This window comes from Streptomyces sp. NBC_01216, assembly GCF_035994945.1.
In the GTDB taxonomy this organism is placed as follows: Bacteria; Actinomycetota; Actinomycetes; order Streptomycetales; family Streptomycetaceae; genus Streptomyces.
In genome coordinates, this window is record NZ_CP108677.1 from 1,335,462 (window position 1) to 1,353,448 (window position 17,987).

Below are 17,987 nucleotides of genomic sequence, written 5' to 3' on the forward strand. Positions count from 1 at the left end.
GTCCTTACCGTATCGGCATGGCAGCCGGCACCCACACCGTGACCAATCAGGCTCCGCCCCTGGTGGGATACGACGTCTTCACATCCGACCGGGCTCTGGCGGAGTCCGTCGAACGACATCTGGCACCCGAGGATCTCGCCGGGGCGCGGGCGGACCTCGTGTCCCTGGGCCGGGCCGCCGGTTCGGCGCAGGTGCGGGAGTGGGGGGTGCTCGCCGACGCGTACCCGCCGCGGCTGCGCACGCACGACCGGTACGGCAACCGGATCGACGAGGTCGACTTCCACCCCGCGTGGCACCGGCTCCTCGGCAAGGCCGTCAACGCCGGGCTGACCGACGCGTGGGGCCGTCCGGGTGGACATGTCCGCAGGGCGGCGGGCTTCCTGGTGGCGACACAGGCCGAGTCGGGGCACGGCTGCCCGGTGTCGATGACGCACGCGGCGGTGCCCGCGCTGCGGACCGATCCGGAGCTGGCCGCCGTCTGGGAGCCGTTGCTGACCTCGCGTGTGTACGAGCGGGGACTGCGGCCGCCGGCCGGGAAGTCCGGGGTGCTGTTCGGCATGGGCCTGACCGAGAAGCAGGGCGGCAGCGACGTCCGTACGAACACGACCGGGGCGCGACCGCTGGCCGAGGAGGGCACGTACCTCCTCACCGGGCACAAGTGGTTCTGCTCGGCGCCGATGTCCGACGGGTTCCTGGTCCTGGCACAGGCGCCCGGAGGCCTGACCTGCTTCCTGGTGCCGCGGGTCCTGCCGGACGGCACCCGCAACGCGTTCGCGATCCAGCGCCTCAAGGAGAAGCTCGGCAACCGGGCGAACGCCTCGGCGGAGGTGGAGTTCGACGGCACGACCTGGGCGCGCCGGGTCGGCGAGGAGGGGCGCGGCGTCCGCACGGTCATCGGGATGGTGGCGGCGACCCGGCTGGACTGTGTGCTGGGCTCGGCGGCGCTGATGCGGCAGGCGGTGGCGCAGGCCGTGCACCACACCGCGTACCGGCGGGCGTTCGGCGGCGTACTGATCGAGAAGCCGCTGATGCGCAACGTGCTGGCCGATCTGGCCCTGGAGTCGGAGGCGGCGACGGTCCTCGGCATGCGGCTCGCGGCGGCCTACGACGCCGGCACGGACGCGGAGCGGGCGTTGCTGCGGATCGCGGTGCCGACGGCGAAGTACTGGGTGACCAAGCGGTGCACTCCGGTGGTGGCGGAGGCGCTGGAGTGCCTCGGCGGGAACGGCTTCGTGGAGGAGTCGGGGATGCCCCGGCTCCTGCGCGAGTCGCCGCTCAACTCGATCTGGGAGGGTTCGGGCAACGTCCAGGCGCTGGACGTGCTGCGGGCACTCCAGCGGGAGCCGTCGGCGCTGAACGCCTTCCTGACGGAGGTGGGCGCGGCGCGGGGCGCGGACCACCGGCTCGACGGCGCGATCCGCGGCGTGTTGACCGAGCTGGCCGATCTCCACGCGATCGAGGGCCGGGCGCGGCGGCTGGTGGAGCGGATGGCGCTCGTGCTGCAGGGCTCCCTGCTGGTGCGGTGGGCACCGGCGGAGGTGGCGGACGCGTTCTGCGCCGCACGGCTGGGTGGCGACGGAGGGGCGGCCTTCGGGACGCTGCCGGCCACCCTGGATCTCGGATCGGTGGTGGAGCGGGCGCGGGCGGTGACCTGAGCGCCTGTCACCGGACCGAAGTGGGCACCGGGGCGTGCGGGGCCCTCGGGGCGCGTCCCCCCGGGCCGGTGCCGGAGCCCGTACCGGACGGCTCCCGCCCCGTACGGCGCCTCCGCTGTGCCCTTGTCCGCGCGCGCCAGGGGTGGACCCGCGGGGGTCGGCGCGCGCGGAAGAACCGGGGGTGGTGCTGCGCCGACACGGCACCACCCTCGGCTGCCGGACCACCCTCCTGCACGCTGCCGATGTCCGCCAGAGTTGCAAGAGGTTGCAGGATTACCTCAACAGCCCTTCACCCGGGAACACCGGACGGCACGATGGGCTCCGACACTCCGGAAATCTGCAGAACCGATTCAGCGCCGCAGGTGGCTGGGAGAGAACGATGAAGAACACGCAGCTCGACATGTACCGGCTGGCGGCCATGGACGCCGCTCAGGCCGCCCGGCTGCTGTACCGGGTAAGGGAGGAGACCCTCGCGGGGCGCATGCCTCCGATCGCGCCCCGGCCGGTCATCGACGCGTCGTGGCGGCGGATGTTCCGGCTGGGTGTCGATCCGGACCGGAGCACCAGCAGCGTGCTGCTCCGGCGTGACGAGCTGGAGGAGCGGCGGCGCACGTCGGTCCTCGGGGAGGTGATGCGGACGCTGAGCGGCGGGCTCGCCGGGATCGCCGACGTCTCCCTCCAGATCATGGTCGTGACGGACGAACAGGGCCGGGTGCTGTGGCGCGAGGGCAATCTCGCGGTGCTGCGGCAGGCGAACGGCATCTGCCTGGAGGAGGGCGCGGCCTGGACCGAACACAGCACCGGTACGAACGCCGTGGGGACGGCCCTCGCGACGCGTCGGCCCGTGCAGGTCCACTCCGCCGAACACTACGTCCACACACTGCACCGCTGGACCTGCGCCGCCGCCCCCGTGCACGACCCGCGCGACGGACGGCTGCTGGGCATCGTGGACGTCAGCGGCCCCGCGTCGAGCTTCCATCCGACGACCCTGGCGCTGGTGCGGTCGGTGGCACGGCTCGCGGAGGCGGAGATACGCGAGCGTCACACGCGGGCCATCGAACGGCTCCGCTCGGTGGCCGCGCCGATCCTGTGCCGGGTGGGAGGGCGGGCGGTCGCCGTGGACATCCACGGCTGGACGGCGGCGGTGACCGGCATGCGCCTGAGGGACCGGATGGCCCTGCCGAAGTCCCTCCGCGCCGGACGGATCTGGCTGCCGTCACTGGGGAACTGCACCGTGGAGCCGCTGCCGGGCGGCTGGCTGCTGCGCGTGGACGAGGGGCAACCGGCGGCGATCGGCACGGCGGAAGCGGAGAGCCGGGTGGTCCTCGACCTGAGCCGGCCGCGGCAGTGGTCGGTGGAGGTGTCGGGGGCGGCCGGCAGCTGGACGCAGGAGCTGAGCCCGCGCCATGCCGAGCTGCTCTACGTCCTGGCGCTGCACCGGGACGGGCGGACGGCGGCGCAGCTGGCGGAGGACGTCTTCGGTGACCGGACGCGGACCGTGACGGTGCGGGCGGAGATGTCGCGGATACGCAGGAACCTGGCGGGCGTGCTGGCGCACCGGCCGTACCGCTTCAGCGAGGAGGTCGCCGTGGAGGTCCTCCGGCCGCCCCACCCGGACGACCTGCTGCCGCACTCCACGGCGCCGGCCGTCCGGAAGGGCCCCCGGAGCTGAGGACCTTCCCTCGAGGGGCCGACGGCCTCGCGGTCCCGGACGGCCCGGCGGGCCCGGCCGGGGGAGCGTGCGCGCCGCGCGGTATCGGGGCCGGACTCGGTGACCGCCGTGTGCACGGCGTCCGGGTCCCGCGGGCCGGACTCCGCGGAGCGTGGTCCCCGCCTCCCCTCCTGGACGCGGGCGGCACGGAGGGCGCGAGTCCGGATGGCGGAAGAGCGTCCACCATGCGGACGGCCGGCTCCGCGGCCCGAGCGGCCGGAGCGAGCCGCTCATCGACACCCACCCGCCGGCGCCCGCCTCCCCCGCGACATCGCGCGCACGGCGCCGCACCGGGGGCGGTCACCCCGAGGTCCGGCGCCTCTCCCGTATCCGAAGCCGCCGTGGGATACCGCCTCCCGGGTCGGGCCCGGGAGGCGGGCCGGGGGCCGCCTGGGCATCCCGGTCGCGGGCGTGATGCGATGAGCCCATGAGCACTTCTGTCACCATCTGGTCCCTCGAACAGACCTCGCCGTCCGATCTGAGCCCCGCCGCCGCGCCGGAGGGCGACGACATCACGATCGTCCGCGCCGAGGTGCCGTCGGCCGAGTTCAGCCGCTTCCTCTATACCGCGGTCGGCGGCGACATCCACTGGCACGACCGCCTGCACCTCTCCTACAAGGAGTGGCAGGCGATCGTCGAGAAGCCGGGGGCCGAGATCTGGGTGGCGTACGAGAAGGGCACGCCCGCCGGGTACGTGGAGCTGGACCCGCAGGACGACGGGGTCGTGGAGATCATCTACTTCGGACTGATCGCCCCCTTCCGCGGACGCCGGATCGGCGGCCACCTGCTGACCGAGGGCGTGCGGCGGGCGTGGGACCTGGCCGATCGCTGGCCGGGCCGGGAGGCGACCCGCCGGGTCTGGTTGCACACCTGCTCGCTGGACGGCCCGCACGCGATGGACAACTACCGGCGCCGCGGGTTCCGCCTCTTCGACACCAGGACGGAGGAGACGGAGGAGACGCAGACCCCGGGACCCTGGCCGGGCGCGCTGGCCTGACCCGGCGGCCCCGTGCCGGGAGGCCGGGGCCTACGCCGGGACACCGCGCCCGCGCCCCTCGTGTGGCGGGCGGCCGCCGCCCACGGTCCGCCCGGCGACCGCCCGCGCACCGTGCGGGCACCCCCCGGTACACGTCATGGCCGCCCCCTCCCCCGGCGCGTCACGTCACGCGGGGCCCCTTTCCGTCACCCGTCCCGCCACCGCTCCGCGCCGGTCTCCCCGACGGGTCCGCACCGCACGGTCCTTGACCGTCGGCCCGGAAAGTGATCCACAGCACATCGTCTCGTGATATGAGACATCTGCGTCCACATCTTGGACGAAGCTGGACTGAGTCCAAAGTCCCGTGACACGCTTCCGTCATGCCTGGAACTGGAATTGCCTTGGTGAGTCGGCGGCACGTCGACCTCGGCCGCATGTCCAGCGCCATCTGTCCGGCGCGCTGAGAGAACCAGCACCGCCGAGATCCCCTTTCTGCCCCACCCTGCTGCGCACCGTCGCGCCATCACCTGATCTGAGCACGAGTGTGCAGGTCAGAGCCGCCCTCCCGCAGTCCCAAAGGACAAAACGCCATGGCCGCCACCCCGGAAAACCCCGCACCCGCCACGCCCCGCCGCAAGGTGAGCCGTCACCGTGGCGAGGGTCAGTGGGCCGTGGGGCACCTCACCCCGCTGAACGGCAATGAGCAGTTCAAGAAGGATGACGACGGTCTCAATGTGCGGACACGGATTGAGACGATCTACTCCAAGCGTGGATTCGACTCCATCGACCCCAACGACCTCCGCGGGCGCATGCGCTGGTGGGGCCTCTACACCCAGCGCAAGCAGGGTCTGGACGGCACCAAGACCGGCGTGTTGGAGCCGGAGGAGCTGGACGACGAGTTCTTCATGCTGCGGGTCCGCATCGACGGCGGCAGGCTCACCACCGCACAGCTCCGCGTGATCGGTGAGATCTCCCAGGAGTTCGCGCGGGGCACAGCCGACCTCACGGACCGGCAGAACGTGCAGTACCACTGGATCCGGATCGAGGACGTTCCCGAGATCTGGAACCGCCTGGAGGCCGTCGGGCTGTCCACCACCGAGGCGTGCGGCGACACGCCCCGTGTCATCCTCGGATCGCCGGTGGCCGGTATCGCCGAGAACGAGATCATCGACGGCACCCCCGCCATCGACGAGATCCAGCGGCGGATCGTCGGCAACAAGGCGTTCTCGAACCTGCCCCGCAAGTTCAAGTCCGCGGTCTCCGGCTCCCCCCTGCTCGACGTGGCGCACGAGATCAACGACATCGCCTTCGTCGGCGTGGATCACCCCGAGCACGGGCCCGGCTTCGACGTCTGGGTCGGTGGCGGACTGTCCACCAACCCCAAGCTGGGCGTGCGGCTGGGCACCTGGGTCTCCCTGGACGAGGTCCCCGACGTCTACGAAGGCGTCATCTCGATCTTCCGCGACTACGGCTACCGTCGGCTGCGCACCCGCGCCCGTCTCAAGTTCCTGGTCGCCGACTGGGGCGCGGAGAAGTTCCGCCAGGTCCTGGAGGACGAGTACCTCCAGCGGAAGTTGTCGGACGGCCCCGCCCCCGAGCAGCCCGCGGGCCGCTGGCGCGACCACGTCGGCGTCCACCGTCAGCGGGACGGCCGCTTCTACATCGGGTTCGCGCCGCGGGTCGGCCGGGTCGACGGCGCCACCCTCACCAGGATCGCCGAGGTCGCCGAAGCGCACGGTTCCGGCCGGGTCCGCACCACCGCCGAACAGAAGATGATCGTCCTGGACGTGGAGGAGACGCGGGTCGACTCCCTCGTCTCCGCGCTGGAGGCCCTGGACCTGCGGGTCGATCCCTCGCCGTTCCGGCGCGGCACCATGGCCTGCACCGGTATCGAGTTCTGCAAGCTGGCGATCGTCGAGACCAAGGCGCGCGGCGCCTCCCTGATCGACGAACTCGAGCGCCGTATCCCCGAGTTCGACGAACCGATCACCATCAACATCAACGGCTGTCCCAACGCCTGTGCCCGGATCCAGGTGGCCGACATCGGTCTCAAGGGCCAGCTCGTCCTGGACGACGCCGGCAACCGGGTCGAGGGCTACCAGGTCCACCTCGGCGGCGCGCTCGGCCTTGAAGCCGGCTTCGGCCGCAAGGTCCGCGGCCTGAAGGTCACCTCCACCGAGCTCCCCGACTACATCGAGCGGGTCCTCACCCGCTTCGGCAAGGAGCGCGAGAACGGCGAGCGCTTCGCCACCTGGGCGGCGCGCGCGTCGGAAGAAGCCCTGTCATGAGCGAGCGTGCCGCCCCGTTCCACTGCCCGTACTGCGGCGACGAGGACCTGCGTCCCCACGAGCAGGGACACGGTGCCTGGGAATGCCGGGCATGCGGTCGAGCCTTCCAGCTGAAGTTCCTGGGGCTCCTCGCCCCGGGTACTTCGAGCCGTTCCGATGGAGGGGAAGAGACATGACGACGACCCAGCTCACCGAGGCCACCGATCTCAAGGCCCTGGCCGAACAGGCCGGACGAGACCTGGAGGACGCCTCCGCCCTGGAGATCCTCCAGTGGGCCGCCGGCACCTTCGGCCGGGACTTCTGCGTGACCTCCTCGATGGAGGACGCGGTCGTCGCCCACCTCGCCTCTCGCGCCCTGCCCGGCGTCGACGTCGTCTTCCTCGACACCGGCTACCACTTCCCCGAGACCATCGGGACCCGGGACGCGGTCGACGCCGTGATGGACGTCAACGTCATCACGCTGACCCCGCGCCGGACGGTGGCCGAGCAGGACGCCGAGCACGGCCCGGCCCTCCACGACCGCGACCCCGACCTTTGCTGCGCGCTGCGCAAGGTCAAGCCCCTGGAGGAGGGACTGACCGCCTACCGCGCGTGGGCCACCGGCCTGCGCCGCGACGAATCCCCGACCCGGGCGAACACCCCCGTCGTCGGCTGGGACGAGAAGCGGCGGAAGGTGAAGATCTCCCCCATCGCCCGCTGGACGCAGGACGACGTCGACGCCTACGTCGCCCGGCACGGCGTCCTCACCAACCCCCTGCTGATGGACGGATACGCCTCCGTCGGCTGCGCACCCTGCACCCGCAGGGTCGCGGAGGGCGAGGACGCACGGGCCGGCCGCTGGGCCGGCCGCACCAAGACCGAATGCGGACTGCACGGATGACGGACACTCAGGAAGATCAGGAGAAGCACGTGACGGGTGCGACGGTCTGGCTGACCGGTCTGCCGAGCGCGGGCAAGACGACCATCGCCCACGAACTCGCGGGACGGTTGCGGGGTGCGGGCCATCGGGTCGAGGTGCTGGACGGCGACGAGATCCGCACGTTCCTCTCCGTGGGGCTCGGCTTCGGCCGCGCGGACCGGGACACCAACGTCCAGCGGATCGGCTTCGTCGCCGAACTCCTCGCCTCCCACGGCGTGAAGGTCCTCGTCCCGGTCATCGCCCCCTACCAGGACAGCCGCGAGAGCGTCCGCGAACGCCACCGGTCCGAGGGCACCCCCTACGTCGAGGTGCATGTCGCGGCGCCGGTGGAGGTGTGTTCGGTGCGTGATGTGAAGGGGCTGTACGCCCGGCAGGCGGCGGGTGAGATCAGTGGTCTCACCGGGGTCGACGACCCCTACGAGGAGCCGCGCGATCCCGATCTGCGGATCGAGTCCCACAACCAGACCGTGCAGGAGTCAGCGGCGGCGCTGCACGCGCTGCTCACCGAGAGGGGCCTGGCGTGACCACCCTTGTCAACGTCCACGAGGCGACCGACAGTCCGTTCGCCCTGTCGCATCTCGACTCGCTGGAGTCGGAGGCGGTGCACATCTTCCGTGAGGTGGCGGGTGAGTTCGAGCGGCCGGTGATCCTGTTCTCCGGTGGTAAGGACTCGATCGTGATGCTGCATCTGGCGTTGAAGGCGTTCGCGCCGGCGCCGGTGCCGTTCACGTTGCTGCATGTGGACACCGGGCACAACTTTCCCGAGGTGCTGGAGTACCGGGACCGGACGGTCGCCGCGCACGGGCTGCGGTTGCATGTGGCGTCCGTGCAGGACTACATCGACGACGGCCGGTTGCGGGAGCGCCCGGACGGGACGCGTAACCCGTTGCAGACGGTGCCGTTGACGGAGGCGATCCGTCAGCACCGGTTCGACGCGGTGTTCGGTGGCGGCCGGCGTGACGAGGAGAAGGCGCGGGCCAAGGAGCGGGTGTTCTCCCTGCGCGACGAGTTCTCGCAGTGGGACCCGCGTCGTCAGCGGCCCGAGCTGTGGCAGCTGTACAACGGGCGGCACGCGCCGGGTGAGCACGTGCGGGTGTTCCCGTTGTCGAACTGGACCGAGCTGGACGTGTGGCAGTACATCCAGCGCGAGGACATCGCCCTGCCCCGGATCTACTTCGCGCACGAGCGGGAGGTCTTCGCCCGTGACGGGATGTGGCTGGCCCCCGGAGCGTGGGGCGGTCCGAGGGACGGCGAGCGGGTGGAGAAGCGGCTGGTGCGCTACCGCACCGTCGGAGACATGTCCTGCACCGGCGCCGTCGACTCCGACGCCACCACCCTGGACGCCGTGATCGCCGAGATCGCCGCCTCCCGCCTCACCGAACGCGGCGCCACCCGCGCCGACGACAAGATGTCCGAGGCCGCGATGGAAGACCGCAAACGCGAAGGGTACTTCTAGCCATGACCAGCACCACCGAACAGTTCGCCGACCTCTCCGCCACCACCCTGCTGCGCTTCGCGACCGCCGGCTCCGTCGACGACGGCAAGTCCACCCTCGTCGGCCGCCTGCTCCACGACTCCAAATCGGTCCTCACCGACCAGCTCGAAGCCGTCGAACACGCCTCCCGCTCCCGCGGCCAGGAAACCCCCGACCTCGCACTGCTCACCGACGGCCTGCGCGCCGAACGCGAGCAGGGCATCACCATCGACGTGGCCTACCGCTACTTCGCCACCAGCCGACGCCGCTTCATCCTCGCCGACACCCCCGGCCACGTGCAGTACACCCGCAACATGGTCACCGGCGCCTCCACCGCCGACCTCGCCCTCGTCCTCGTCGACGCCCGCAACGGCGTCGTCGAACAAACCCGCCGCCACGCCGCCGTCGCCGCACTCCTACGCGTCCCGCACGTCGTCCTCGCCGTCAACAAGATGGACCTCGTCGACTACGCCGAGCCCGTGTTCGCCGCCATCGCCGAGGAGTTCACCCGGTACGCCACCGCGCTCGGCGTCCCCGAGATCACCGCCATCCCCCTCTCCGCGCTCGCCGGCGACAACGTCGTGGAACCCTCCGCCCACATGGACTGGTACGGCGGCCCCACCGTCCTCGAACACCTGGAGACCGTCCCGGTCAGCCATGACCTGACAGGCTGCCACGCCCGCTTCCCGGTGCAGTACGTGATCCGTCCGCGGACCGCCGAGCACCCCGACTACCGCGGCTACGCCGGGCAGATCGCCGCCGGAGCCTTCCGCGTCGGCGAACGGATCACCGTGCTCCCCTCGGGCCGGACCAGCACCATCGAGGCCATCGACGCCCTCGGCGACCCGGTCGACATCGCCTGGGCACCCCAGTCGGTCACCATCCGGCTCGCCGACGACATCGACATCTCCCGCGGCGACCTCATCGCCCCCGCCGACGACGCCCCGCCCACCAGCCAGGACGTCGAAGCCACCGTCTGCCACGTCGCCGACACACCGCTCACCCTCGGCCAGCGCGTCCTGCTCAAGCACACCACCCGCACGGTCAAGGCCCTCGTCAAGGAGATCCCCTCCCGCCTCACCCTCGACGACCTCTCCCAGCACCCCCAGCCGGGACGGCTCGTCGCCAACGACATCGGCCGCGTCCGGCTCCGCACCGCCGAACCCCTCGCCCTCGACGCCTACGCCGACTCCCGCCGCACCGGCTCCTTCCTCCTCATCGACCCCGCCGACGGCACCACCCTCGCCGCCGGCATGGCCGGCGAATCCTTCGCCGGGTCCGATGCCTCGGCCGCCGAGAAGGCCACCGAAGAGGAAGGGTGGGACTTCTGAGATGAGACAGGACGTCTACGCCACCTTCTCCAAGGAGGGTGGCCGGGTGGGCTCCGGGGCCCTCGGCGCGGGGCGAGGAGGTGTCGCGCGATGTGCGTGCTGACACCGGCGTGCCGCGTACCCGGCGCCATCCCGCCCCGCCTCGAACGACACAGACGACGAAAACCGCGAAGACCCTGAGGGGAACACCTCCGTGCCTGCCTCCCGCGCCATCCCGCGCCGCTCACTCGCCGCCGCCGCGGCACTGCCGCTGCTGATCGCCGTGCTCGCTTCCTGCGGCTACGGCTCCCAGGCGCGGAGCGACCAACGGAGGGTGGCCGCCGAGGGCGAGAAGCTCTCGGCCGACTCGGTCCGGCTCGGATACTTCCCGAACCTGACGCATGCCACCGCCCTGGTGGGCGACCGGGAAGGCATCCTCCAGAAGGAGCTGGGCGGCACACAGTTGAAGGTCTCGTCCTTCAACGCGGGCCCCTCCGAGATCGAGGCGCTCAACGCCGGCTCGATCGACATCGGGTTCATCGGCCCTTCGCCCGCCGTCAACGGCTACACCCGGTCCAAGGGCGGCAATCTGCGCATCATCGCCGGGTCCGCGTCCGGCGGGGTGAAGCTGGTGGTGAACCCGGACCGGATCAGGGCCGTGGCCGACCTCAAGGGCAAGCGGATCGCCACCCCGCAGCTCGGCAACACGCAGGACGTGGCCTTCCTGAACTGGATCGGCCGCCAGGGCTGGAAGGTCGACGCCCAGAGCGGCAAGGGCGACGTCTCCGTGCTCCGCACGGACAACAAGGTGACTCCGGACGCCTACCGGTCCGGTTCCGTGGACGGCGCCTGGGTGCCCGAGCCGACCGCTTCCATGCTGGTCGCCGACGGTGCGAAGGTACTGCTCGACGAATCGGACCTGTGGCCCGGCAAGCAGTTCGTGATCACGAACGTGATCGTGTCGCAGAGGTTCCTCGATGCACACCCGGACGTCGTCGAGGCGGTGCTGCGCGGCACGGTGAAGACCAACGCGTGGATCAACGCCGACACCGAACGGGCGAAGGCATCGGTCAACGCCAGGCTCGAGGAGCTCTCCGGCAAACCACTGAGCGGCGAGGTCATCGACGCCGCCTGGCCCTCGATCCGCTTCACCGACGACCCGCTCGCCGCCACGCTCAAGACCCAGGCGGAGCACGCGGTCGGGGCAGGTCTGCTCAAGCAGCCCGACCTGAACGGCATCTACGACCTGAAGCCGCTCAACAAGGTCCTGAAGGCCACGGGGCAGCCCGAGGTCGCCGACGCCGGTCTCGGCGTCAAGTAACCCTCGACAACCCCAGTTCAGGTTTCCCAGGAGGTGACGACCATGGCCACGACCGCGACGCTCGCCAAGGCCGAGGACCGTGCGGCGGTGACCCACGCCGCCCGGATCGAGCATGTCTCGAAGTCCTTCGCCGGGCCCGCCGGCCCGCAACTCGTCCTCGACGACATCACGCTCGATGTCGCCCCGGGTGAGTTCGTCACCTTGCTGGGGGCCTCCGGCTGCGGCAAGTCCACGCTGCTCAACCTCGTCGCCGGGCTCGACCGGCCCTCCGCCGGGTCCATCGACACCCCCGGCGGCCGGCCGGCCCTGATGTTCCAGGAGCACGCCCTCTTCCCGTGGCTGACCGCGGGCAAGAACATCGAACTGGCTCTGCGACTGCGCGGGGTGGCCAAGGCCGCGCGCCGCACCGAGGCGGAACGTCTGCTCGAACTGGTCCGGCTCGGCGGCTCCTACGGCAAGCGGGTCCACGAACTGTCCGGTGGCATGCGCCAGCGGGTGGCACTGGCTAGGGCCCTGGCCCAGGACAGCGACCTGTTGCTGATGGACGAGCCGTTCGCGGCGCTGGACGCGATCACCCGGGACGTCCTGCACGACGAGCTGACCCGGATCTGGCGGGAGACGAACCTGTCGGTCCTCTTCGTCACCCACAACGTGCGCGAGGCCGTACGGCTGGCAGAACGGGTGGTGCTGCTGTCGTCGCGCCCCGGCCGGATCGCCCGGGAATGGAGCATCGGCATCCCGCAGCCGCGCCGCATCGAGGACGCCGCCGTGGCGGAACTGTCCGTCGAGATCACCGAAGAACTGCGTGGGGAGATCCGCCGCCATGGCCAGCACTGACACCACATCCCAGGCCGACGACCTCGCCGGCCTGGAAGCGGGCCTGGACGCGCTGGACAGCGTGCAGGTCCGGCGGACCCCGGTGGGCGAGGTCCTGCTGAAGAAGGTCCTGCCGCCGCTGCTCGCCGTGCTGCTGGTCCTGGTGGTCTGGCAGCTCCTGGTGAGCTCGCGGGTCGCCGACGAGGGGAAACTGCCCTCACCCGGAGCGGTCTGGGACAGCCTGTCCACGATGTGGCTGGAGGGGACCCTCTTCGGCATTCTGTGGACGAGCGTGTCCCGTGCGCTGCTCGGCTTCCTGCTGGCGCTGGCGATCGGTACGCCGCTCGGCCTGATCGTGGCACGGGTGTCCGTGGTGCGGACGGCGATCGGACCGATCCTGTCGGGTCTGCAGTCACTGCCGTCGGTCGCCTGGGTGGCGCCCGCGGTGCTGTGGCTCGGGCTCAACGACCGGATGATGTTCGCCGTGATCCTGCTGGGCGCGGTCCCGTCCATCGCCAACGGCCTGGTCGCCGGCGTGGATCAGGTGCCGCCGCTCTTCCTGCGGGCCGGCCGGACGCTCGGCGCGACCGGCCTGCGGGGCGCCTGGCACATCGTCATGCCGGCCGCGCTGCCCGGATACCTCGCGGGTCTGAAGCAGGGCTGGGCCTTCTCCTGGCGCTCGCTGATGGCCGCGGAGATCATCGCGTCCTCGCCCGATCTCGGCCTGGGGCTGGGGCAGCTGCTGGAGAACGGCAGGAACAACTTCGACATGCCGGGGATCTTCCTCGCCATCATCCTGATCCTGCTCGTCGGCGTCGCCATCGACCTGCTGGTCTTCAGCCCGCTGGAGCGTGCCGTGCTGCGGCGCCGCGGGCTGCTCGTGAAGAGCTGAGCGGGTCCGGTCGTGCACACCCGACACGCCGGCGGCCCGGTCCTCCTCGTCATCGCCCACGGCAGCCGCGATCCCCGGCACGCGGAGACCGTGCGGGCGCTGGTCGACCGCGCCCGGTCGCTGCGCCCGGGACTCCGCGCGGAGACCGCGTTCCTCGACTTCGACCGGCCATCGGTGACGGTGACCCTCGACCGGCTCGCGGCCGAGGGGGAACGCGACGTGGTGGCACTGCCGCTGCTGCTGACCCGCGCGTTCCACGCGAAGGCCGACATCCCCGCCGTCCTGCGGCAGGCCCCGCCGGCCCTCCGGGTCCGGCGGGCGGAGGTCCTCGGCCCGTCCCCGCTGCTGGTGGCGGCGGTGGAACGACGGCTGTACGAGGCCGGCCTCACGGCCGGCGACAAGAGCACCACCGGGGTCGTCCTGGCCTCGGCGGGCTCCACCGACCCGGAGGCGATCGCGGTGATCGCAGAAACGGCGCGGGAGCTGCGGCGCACCGGTTGGTGCTCCGTGCGGCCCGCGTTCGCCTCCGCGTCTCTTCCCCGGACCGAGGACGCCGTCCGGACCCTGCGCGCCGACGGGGTGCGGCGGGTCGCGGTCGCCCCGTACGTCATCGCCCCGGGCCGGCTGCCGGACCGGATCGCGGCGGGGGCGGCCGGGGCGGACGTCCTGGCGGACGTGCTGGGCCCCTCCCCGGAGCTCGCGCGACTGCTCGTGGAGCGGTACGAACAGGCCGTCGTGGTCCGCCGCGTGCCCGTGGCCGGCTGACCCGGACACCGACCGGCCCGAACGGCGACCGGCCGAGCACCGGCTGATCCGGACACCGACCGGCCGGATGGCGTCCGGACCGAACGGCGACCGCTCCGGAGCGCCGATGGTCCGGAGCGCCGATGGTCCGGAGCGCCGATGGTCCGGAGCGCCGATGGTCCGGAGCGCCGATGGTCCGGGCGGCAGGCTACCGGCGCGGGTCGCGCCCGCTCGCCGCGAGGGCGCGGCTGAGGGCCGGCGCGTCCGCCGCGACCTCGACCGGGGCGGCGAACCCGTCGTGGCGACGGTACTCCTCGGCGTGCTCCGTCACGACGCCGAGCAGGAACTCCGCCGTCGCGTCGGGCAGTGCGAAGTCCTGCCCGGTGGAGCGGGCCAGGTCCCAGCCGTGCACGGCGAGTTCCTTGACCAGCAGCGAGGCCATCACGGCCGCGGGCAGGGTCATGAAGCCGAGGTCGATCCGGCCCTCCCACGCGTCGGGGCGCCGCCAGGCGGCCAGTGCCCGTCCGAGCTGCGCGGTGTACCGCTCGGCCCAGTCGGCGTCCGCCGTGAAGGCGCGTGTCAGCAGTGTCTCGGGGAGCGGCTCGCGCCGGGCGCGGTGTTCGAGGCCGTGGGAGGTGTAGAGCACGAGGTGGTCGGCGAGTTCTCCCACCGTCCAGTCGGCGCAGACGGAGGGTCCGGCGAGGTGCTCGCGGGTGACGCCGCGGGCGACACGTGCGGCTTCGTCGGCACAGATGGTGAGGTGCGTGTGGATGTCGTTCACGCCGTCGACGTTACGAGTGGTCCCGTGCCCGGTCTTGAAGTTTCGCGACAGCCGGTGCGGGGCGGGCCGGGTCAGTCGAAGTCGAGGCCGCCGGTCCGGGTCCGCTTGAGCTCGAAGAGCTCGGGGTGAGCGGCCAGGACACGGAAGCCGTCGAAGAGTTCCGCCGCCTTCGGGCCGCGCGGGACGGCGCGCAGGACCGGGCCGAACCAGACCGTGCCGTCGACGTGGAGGGTGGGCGTTCCGACGTACCCGTCGGCCCGCGGGTCCTTGCCGGCGTCGTGGCTGCGCCGGACGGCCTCGTCGTACGTCGTGTCATGGGCGGCCGACGCGAGTCCCGCGGGCAGGCCCAGTTCCGCGAGGGACTCGGCGATCACGCCGTCGAAGTCCTTCCGCCCTTCCCGGTGGAACCGGGTGCCGTACGCGGTGTAGAGAGGGCGGAGGATCTCCTCGCCGTGTCGCCCGGCCGCCGCGGCGGCGACCCGGACCGGACCGAGGGACCGGTCGACGAGATCCCGGTACCAGTCGGGAAGTTCGTTCCCGACATTGTGGAGGTACAGGCTCATCAGCCGGAAACGCAGGTCGATGTCGCGCTGCTGTTCGACCTCGAGCAGCCAGCGGGAGGTGATCCAGGCGAACGGGCAGACGGGGTCGAAGTAGAGGTCGACGACGGGCGGGTGCTGGGCGGGTGTGGTCATGGAGCGGAGCCTAGCCAGCCGATGGCCCGTGGAAGCGGGCCATTCGGCGCCGGATCGACTGGGCCACCTCGCGTCGCCGACGTACGCGCTCCGCTCGACGCGGCCGGGGTCAGTCCGTCGCGCACTCGGCCGGACCGAAGGGCGTGCCCTGGTGGAAGTAGAGGAGCCAACGCCCCTCGGTCAGACGCCAGATGGAACTGCGGTGGGCACACACGCCGTGGGAGTCGGTGACGAAGGTCAGGTGCACGACATCGGGGGCGAGCTGCACGCCACGCATCCGGCTGGCGGTGATCGGCCGGGGCGTGGCCCCCTCGGTCATCGCGGCGATGATCGACGCCCGGTCCCAGCGGCGTCCGGAGCTGCCGAACTCCTCGAACTCCGGGTGCAGAAGCGCGCCGAACAGTTCGGCGGAGGCACGGACCGTCGGGTCCAGGAGGCGCAGTTCGCCCTCGACAGCAGCCGCCACGGCGGGGGTGTGCTCAGTCATGGGTCATCTCCACGAGTTTGAGGACGGTGTTCCAGTTGCGGGAGGTGGCGACGACCCCCTTGAGCAGAGAGGGACGGGAGACCGCCTCCGCGAGCTTGGAGCGGCCGAGACCGTCGGGGGCGTAGAGGTAGAGCGCCCGGTCGCCGAGCCGGAACTCCTCGGGCCGGAAGGCCGCCTCGTCGATCGCGGCGAACCGCTCGGGACCGACGGGCTCCGAGTAGTACGTGACGTGCAGTTGCCGGCCTTCCAGTTCCCCGGCGGGGAACGGGCAGGCGTCGGCCACGGCCGCGAGGTAGGCGGCACCGCGCACGAGGGTGTCGACCCGGAAGCCGAGGCGCTTCCCGATCGCCGCCTCGATCGCGGCGGCGAGGACGTCGTCACCGGAGTCGTCGTCGGTCGTGAAGACGGCGTTGCCGCTCTGGAGATACGTCCGGACGTTTCGGTGACCCAGCTCTTCGAGGAGTGAACGGAGCTCCGCCATGGGCACCTTGCGGTGCCCGCTCACGTTGATCCCGCGCAGGAGCGCGGCATAGGTCGTCGTCATGGTCACACGATAGGGCGGTCGCCGGGGCCCTGGGGGGAGGGCACGGCTGCCGCGCCGTGGCCGTACGGCCGCCCCGCGGCGTATCCGCCGGGCACGCGCGGACCGCCGGGTGCCCCGCCCGTCACGCCCGGCCCGGCGCGGCGGCGCCGACGGCCGGTGCCCGGTCGGGCCCTGCGGACCCGCCGGAATCGGCCGCCCGCCGTGTCCTCCGGCCGCCGTCCTGTCCGGATCTCCCTTGCGCGGCCCGGCACTTCGGGATCTCGCCCGGTCCGGCGAGGGCCGCGCGGAGACCGGGGGGTGGCGGGCGCGCCGCAGCGACGCGGTCGGGCTTCCGGGAACCACGACCGCGTACCCAGGGGTCCGGCCGCGCCTGGATGGATCAGCCGCCCGGCGGGCTCTCCCGGTCGGCGCAGACGCGGATGCCAGACTACGACGGGTACGCACAGGGCACGGGAGAGCGGGAGAAACGGGATGGACGAGGTGCGGGCACGAATGATCCTGGCCGCGACGGGGCTGCCTGCCCGGGAACAGGACTCCCCTCTGCTCTCCCTGGGGGAGAACGCGGTCTTCGCCGTCGGCGAGCTGGTGGTGAAGGTCGGCCGGGACGCGGAACTGCCGGCCCGCGCCGAGCGGGAACTGGCGCTCGCGTCCTGGCTGGCGCAGACGGGGATTCCCGCGGTACGCGCGGCGGAGCCGAAACCGCGCCTGCTGGAAGGGCACCCGGTCACCTTCTGGCATCGCCTGCCCCCCGCCGTGCGGCCGGCCGAGCCCCGCGACCTGGCGCCGCTGCTGCGGCGGATCCACGCCCTGCCGGAGCCGGACTCGTTCGCCCTTCCGCGTCGTGAGCTGCTCGGCGGCGTCGAGCGGTGGCTGCGGCTGGCAGGAGCAGCCATCGACCCTGCCGACGCCGCCTACCTGCGGGAGCGGCGGGACGCCTTCGCATCGGCCGCAGCCACGCTCACGCCGCACCTGCCACCCGGGCCGATCCACGGGGACGCCCTGCCGCGCAACGTCCACGTCGGCCCGGACGGACCGGTCCTCGTCGATCTGGAGACCTTTTCCTCGGATCTGCGGGAGCACGACCTGGTGGTCCTCGCCCTTTCCCGTGACCGGTACGGGCTCGATCCGGCCGCCTACGACGCCTTCACCGACGCCTACGGCTGGGACGTGCGCGGCTGGGAGGGCTGCGCCGTCCTGCGCGGTGCCCGGGAGACGGCGAGCTGCGCCTGGGTGGCCCAGCACGCGCCGGGCAACCCGGCCGCGCTGGCCGAGTTCGGGCGGCGGGTGGCCTCCCTCCGGGACGGCGACCCGAGCGTGCGCTGGTACCCGTTCTGACGCGGAGTCGGGGACCGGTCGTCACCCGGCGGTAGAGGC

19 protein-coding genes are annotated in these 17,987 nt (G+C 72.1%); 15 read left to right on the forward strand and 4 right to left on the reverse strand.

Features of this window, described 5'->3' with window-relative positions; translation table 11 throughout:
• Positions 1–17: 17 nt before the first annotated feature.
• From OG393_RS05725 to OG393_RS05790, 14 genes are all read left to right on the forward strand, one after another.
• Positions 18–1,655 (forward strand): acyl-CoA dehydrogenase family protein, encoded by a 1,638-nt coding sequence (locus OG393_RS05725; protein ID WP_327373512.1) that lies wholly within the window; start codon positions 18–20, stop codon positions 1,653–1,655.
• Between the two features lie 379 nt (positions 1,656–2,034).
• Positions 2,035–3,327: a helix-turn-helix domain-containing protein gene (locus tag OG393_RS05730; protein ID WP_327373513.1), complete on the forward strand. Its 1,293-nt coding sequence runs from the start codon at positions 2,035–2,037 to the stop codon at positions 3,325–3,327.
• 466 nt (positions 3,328–3,793) lie between these two features.
• Complete coding sequence (locus tag OG393_RS05735) at positions 3,794–4,363, forward strand: GNAT family N-acetyltransferase (RefSeq protein ID WP_327373515.1); 570 nt, start codon at positions 3,794–3,796, stop codon at positions 4,361–4,363.
• 359 nt (positions 4,364–4,722) lie between these two features.
• A complete protein-coding gene (locus tag OG393_RS05740) occupies positions 4,723–4,806 on the forward strand; it encodes a putative leader peptide (protein WP_310887545.1) in 84 nt (27 codons plus the stop codon).
• A gap of 126 nt (positions 4,807–4,932) precedes the next feature.
• The gene (locus OG393_RS05745; protein WP_327373516.1) at positions 4,933–6,630 is read left to right on the forward strand and encodes a nitrite/sulfite reductase; all 1,698 of its coding nucleotides are present in this window, start codon (positions 4,933–4,935) and stop codon (positions 6,628–6,630) included.
• Complete coding sequence (locus tag OG393_RS05750; protein ID WP_327373517.1) at positions 6,627–6,806, forward strand: hypothetical protein; 180 nt, start codon at positions 6,627–6,629, stop codon at positions 6,804–6,806. Before OG393_RS05745 ends, OG393_RS05750 begins: the two co-directional genes overlap by 4 nt.
• Positions 6,803–7,510 carry a phosphoadenylyl-sulfate reductase gene (locus OG393_RS05755; RefSeq protein WP_327373518.1) on the forward strand — a complete coding sequence of 236 codons (708 nt, stop codon included), beginning with the start codon at positions 6,803–6,805 and terminating at the stop codon, positions 7,508–7,510. The genes OG393_RS05750 and OG393_RS05755 overlap by 4 nt, the downstream gene beginning before the upstream one ends.
• A complete protein-coding gene (gene cysC / locus OG393_RS05760; RefSeq protein ID WP_327373519.1) occupies positions 7,492–8,073 on the forward strand; it encodes an adenylyl-sulfate kinase in 582 nt (193 codons plus the stop codon). The genes OG393_RS05755 and cysC overlap by 19 nt, the downstream gene beginning before the upstream one ends.
• Positions 8,070–9,005, forward strand: coding sequence for a sulfate adenylyltransferase subunit CysD (gene cysD / locus OG393_RS05765; protein WP_327373520.1), 936 nt, complete (start codon positions 8,070–8,072; stop codon positions 9,003–9,005). The genes cysC and cysD overlap by 4 nt, the downstream gene beginning before the upstream one ends.
• A 2-nt stretch (positions 9,006–9,007) precedes the next feature.
• Entirely contained in the window at positions 9,008–10,354 is a 1,347-nt protein-coding gene (locus OG393_RS05770; RefSeq protein ID WP_327373521.1) for a sulfate adenylyltransferase subunit 1, read from the forward strand.
• A 193-nt stretch (positions 10,355–10,547) separates the two neighbouring features.
• Positions 10,548–11,654 (forward strand): aliphatic sulfonate ABC transporter substrate-binding protein, encoded by a 1,107-nt coding sequence (locus tag OG393_RS05775; RefSeq protein WP_327373522.1) that lies wholly within the window; start codon positions 10,548–10,550, stop codon positions 11,652–11,654.
• Between the two features lie 42 nt (positions 11,655–11,696).
• Positions 11,697–12,491, forward strand: a complete 795-nt coding sequence (locus tag OG393_RS05780) for an ABC transporter ATP-binding protein (protein ID WP_327373523.1) — start codon at positions 11,697–11,699, stop codon at positions 12,489–12,491.
• Positions 12,478–13,362: an ABC transporter permease gene (locus tag OG393_RS05785; protein ID WP_327373524.1), complete on the forward strand. Its 885-nt coding sequence runs from the start codon at positions 12,478–12,480 to the stop codon at positions 13,360–13,362. The genes OG393_RS05780 and OG393_RS05785 overlap by 14 nt, the downstream gene beginning before the upstream one ends.
• A 12-nt stretch (positions 13,363–13,374) precedes the next feature.
• A complete protein-coding gene (locus tag OG393_RS05790; RefSeq protein WP_327373525.1) occupies positions 13,375–14,127 on the forward strand; it encodes a sirohydrochlorin chelatase in 753 nt (250 codons plus the stop codon).
• Positions 14,128–14,314: 187 nt separating this feature from the next.
• On the opposite strand, the gene OG393_RS05795 is transcribed toward OG393_RS05790, so the two are convergent.
• The 4 genes from OG393_RS05795 to OG393_RS05810 all read right to left on the reverse strand — a co-directional run bounded on the left by OG393_RS05795 (position 14,315) and on the right by OG393_RS05810 (position 16,613).
• Positions 14,315–14,887 (reverse strand): TIGR03086 family metal-binding protein, encoded by a 573-nt coding sequence (locus OG393_RS05795; protein ID WP_327373526.1) that lies wholly within the window; start codon positions 14,885–14,887, stop codon positions 14,315–14,317.
• A 71-nt stretch (positions 14,888–14,958) separates the two neighbouring features.
• Entirely contained in the window at positions 14,959–15,582 is a 624-nt protein-coding gene (locus OG393_RS05800; RefSeq protein ID WP_327373528.1) for a mycothiol-dependent nitroreductase Rv2466c family protein, read from the reverse strand.
• Positions 15,583–15,691: 109 nt separating this feature from the next.
• Complete coding sequence (locus OG393_RS05805) at positions 15,692–16,069, reverse strand: nuclear transport factor 2 family protein (protein WP_327373529.1); 378 nt, start codon at positions 16,067–16,069, stop codon at positions 15,692–15,694.
• Positions 16,062–16,613 (reverse strand): DUF1697 domain-containing protein, encoded by a 552-nt coding sequence (locus tag OG393_RS05810; protein ID WP_327373530.1) that lies wholly within the window; start codon positions 16,611–16,613, stop codon positions 16,062–16,064. The genes OG393_RS05805 and OG393_RS05810 overlap by 8 nt, the downstream gene beginning before the upstream one ends.
• Positions 16,614–17,084: 471 nt before the next feature.
• Between OG393_RS05810 and OG393_RS05815 the strand changes: the two genes are divergently transcribed.
• A complete protein-coding gene (locus OG393_RS05815) occupies positions 17,085–17,948 on the forward strand; it encodes a phosphotransferase enzyme family protein (RefSeq protein WP_327373531.1) in 864 nt (287 codons plus the stop codon).
• The last annotated feature ends 39 nt before the right edge of the window (positions 17,949–17,987 follow it).

What these genes read in the sequence shown, in the direction of transcription:
- OG393_RS05725 (WP_327373512.1), top strand. Translation starts at nt 18, where the DNA reads ATGGCAGCCGGCACCCACACCGTGACCAATCAGGCTCCGCCCCTGGTG.
- OG393_RS05730 (WP_327373513.1), top strand. Translation starts at nt 2,035, where the DNA reads ATGAAGAACACGCAGCTCGACATGTACCGGCTGGCGGCCATGGACGCC.
- OG393_RS05735 (WP_327373515.1), top strand. Translation starts at nt 3,794, where the DNA reads ATGAGCACTTCTGTCACCATCTGGTCCCTCGAACAGACCTCGCCGTCC.
- OG393_RS05740 (WP_310887545.1), top strand. Translation starts at nt 4,723, where the DNA reads ATGCCTGGAACTGGAATTGCCTTGGTGAGTCGGCGGCACGTCGACCTC.
- OG393_RS05745 (WP_327373516.1), top strand. Translation starts at nt 4,933, where the DNA reads ATGGCCGCCACCCCGGAAAACCCCGCACCCGCCACGCCCCGCCGCAAG.
- OG393_RS05750 (WP_327373517.1), top strand. Translation starts at nt 6,627, where the DNA reads ATGAGCGAGCGTGCCGCCCCGTTCCACTGCCCGTACTGCGGCGACGAG.
- OG393_RS05755 (WP_327373518.1), top strand. Translation starts at nt 6,803, where the DNA reads ATGACGACGACCCAGCTCACCGAGGCCACCGATCTCAAGGCCCTGGCC.
- cysC (WP_327373519.1), top strand. Translation starts at nt 7,492, where the DNA reads ATGCGGACTGCACGGATGACGGACACTCAGGAAGATCAGGAGAAGCAC.
- OG393_RS05770 (WP_327373521.1), top strand. Translation starts at nt 9,008, where the DNA reads ATGACCAGCACCACCGAACAGTTCGCCGACCTCTCCGCCACCACCCTG.
- OG393_RS05780 (WP_327373523.1), top strand. Translation starts at nt 11,697, where the DNA reads ATGGCCACGACCGCGACGCTCGCCAAGGCCGAGGACCGTGCGGCGGTG.
- OG393_RS05785 (WP_327373524.1), top strand. Translation starts at nt 12,478, where the DNA reads ATGGCCAGCACTGACACCACATCCCAGGCCGACGACCTCGCCGGCCTG.
- OG393_RS05800 (WP_327373528.1), bottom strand. Translation starts at nt 15,582, where the DNA reads ATGACCACACCCGCCCAGCACCCGCCCGTCGTCGACCTCTACTTCGAC.
- OG393_RS05805 (WP_327373529.1), bottom strand. Translation starts at nt 16,069, where the DNA reads ATGACTGAGCACACCCCCGCCGTGGCGGCTGCTGTCGAGGGCGAACTG.
- OG393_RS05810 (WP_327373530.1), bottom strand. Translation starts at nt 16,613, where the DNA reads ATGACGACGACCTATGCCGCGCTCCTGCGCGGGATCAACGTGAGCGGG.
- OG393_RS05815 (WP_327373531.1), top strand. Translation starts at nt 17,085, where the DNA reads ATGGACGAGGTGCGGGCACGAATGATCCTGGCCGCGACGGGGCTGCCT.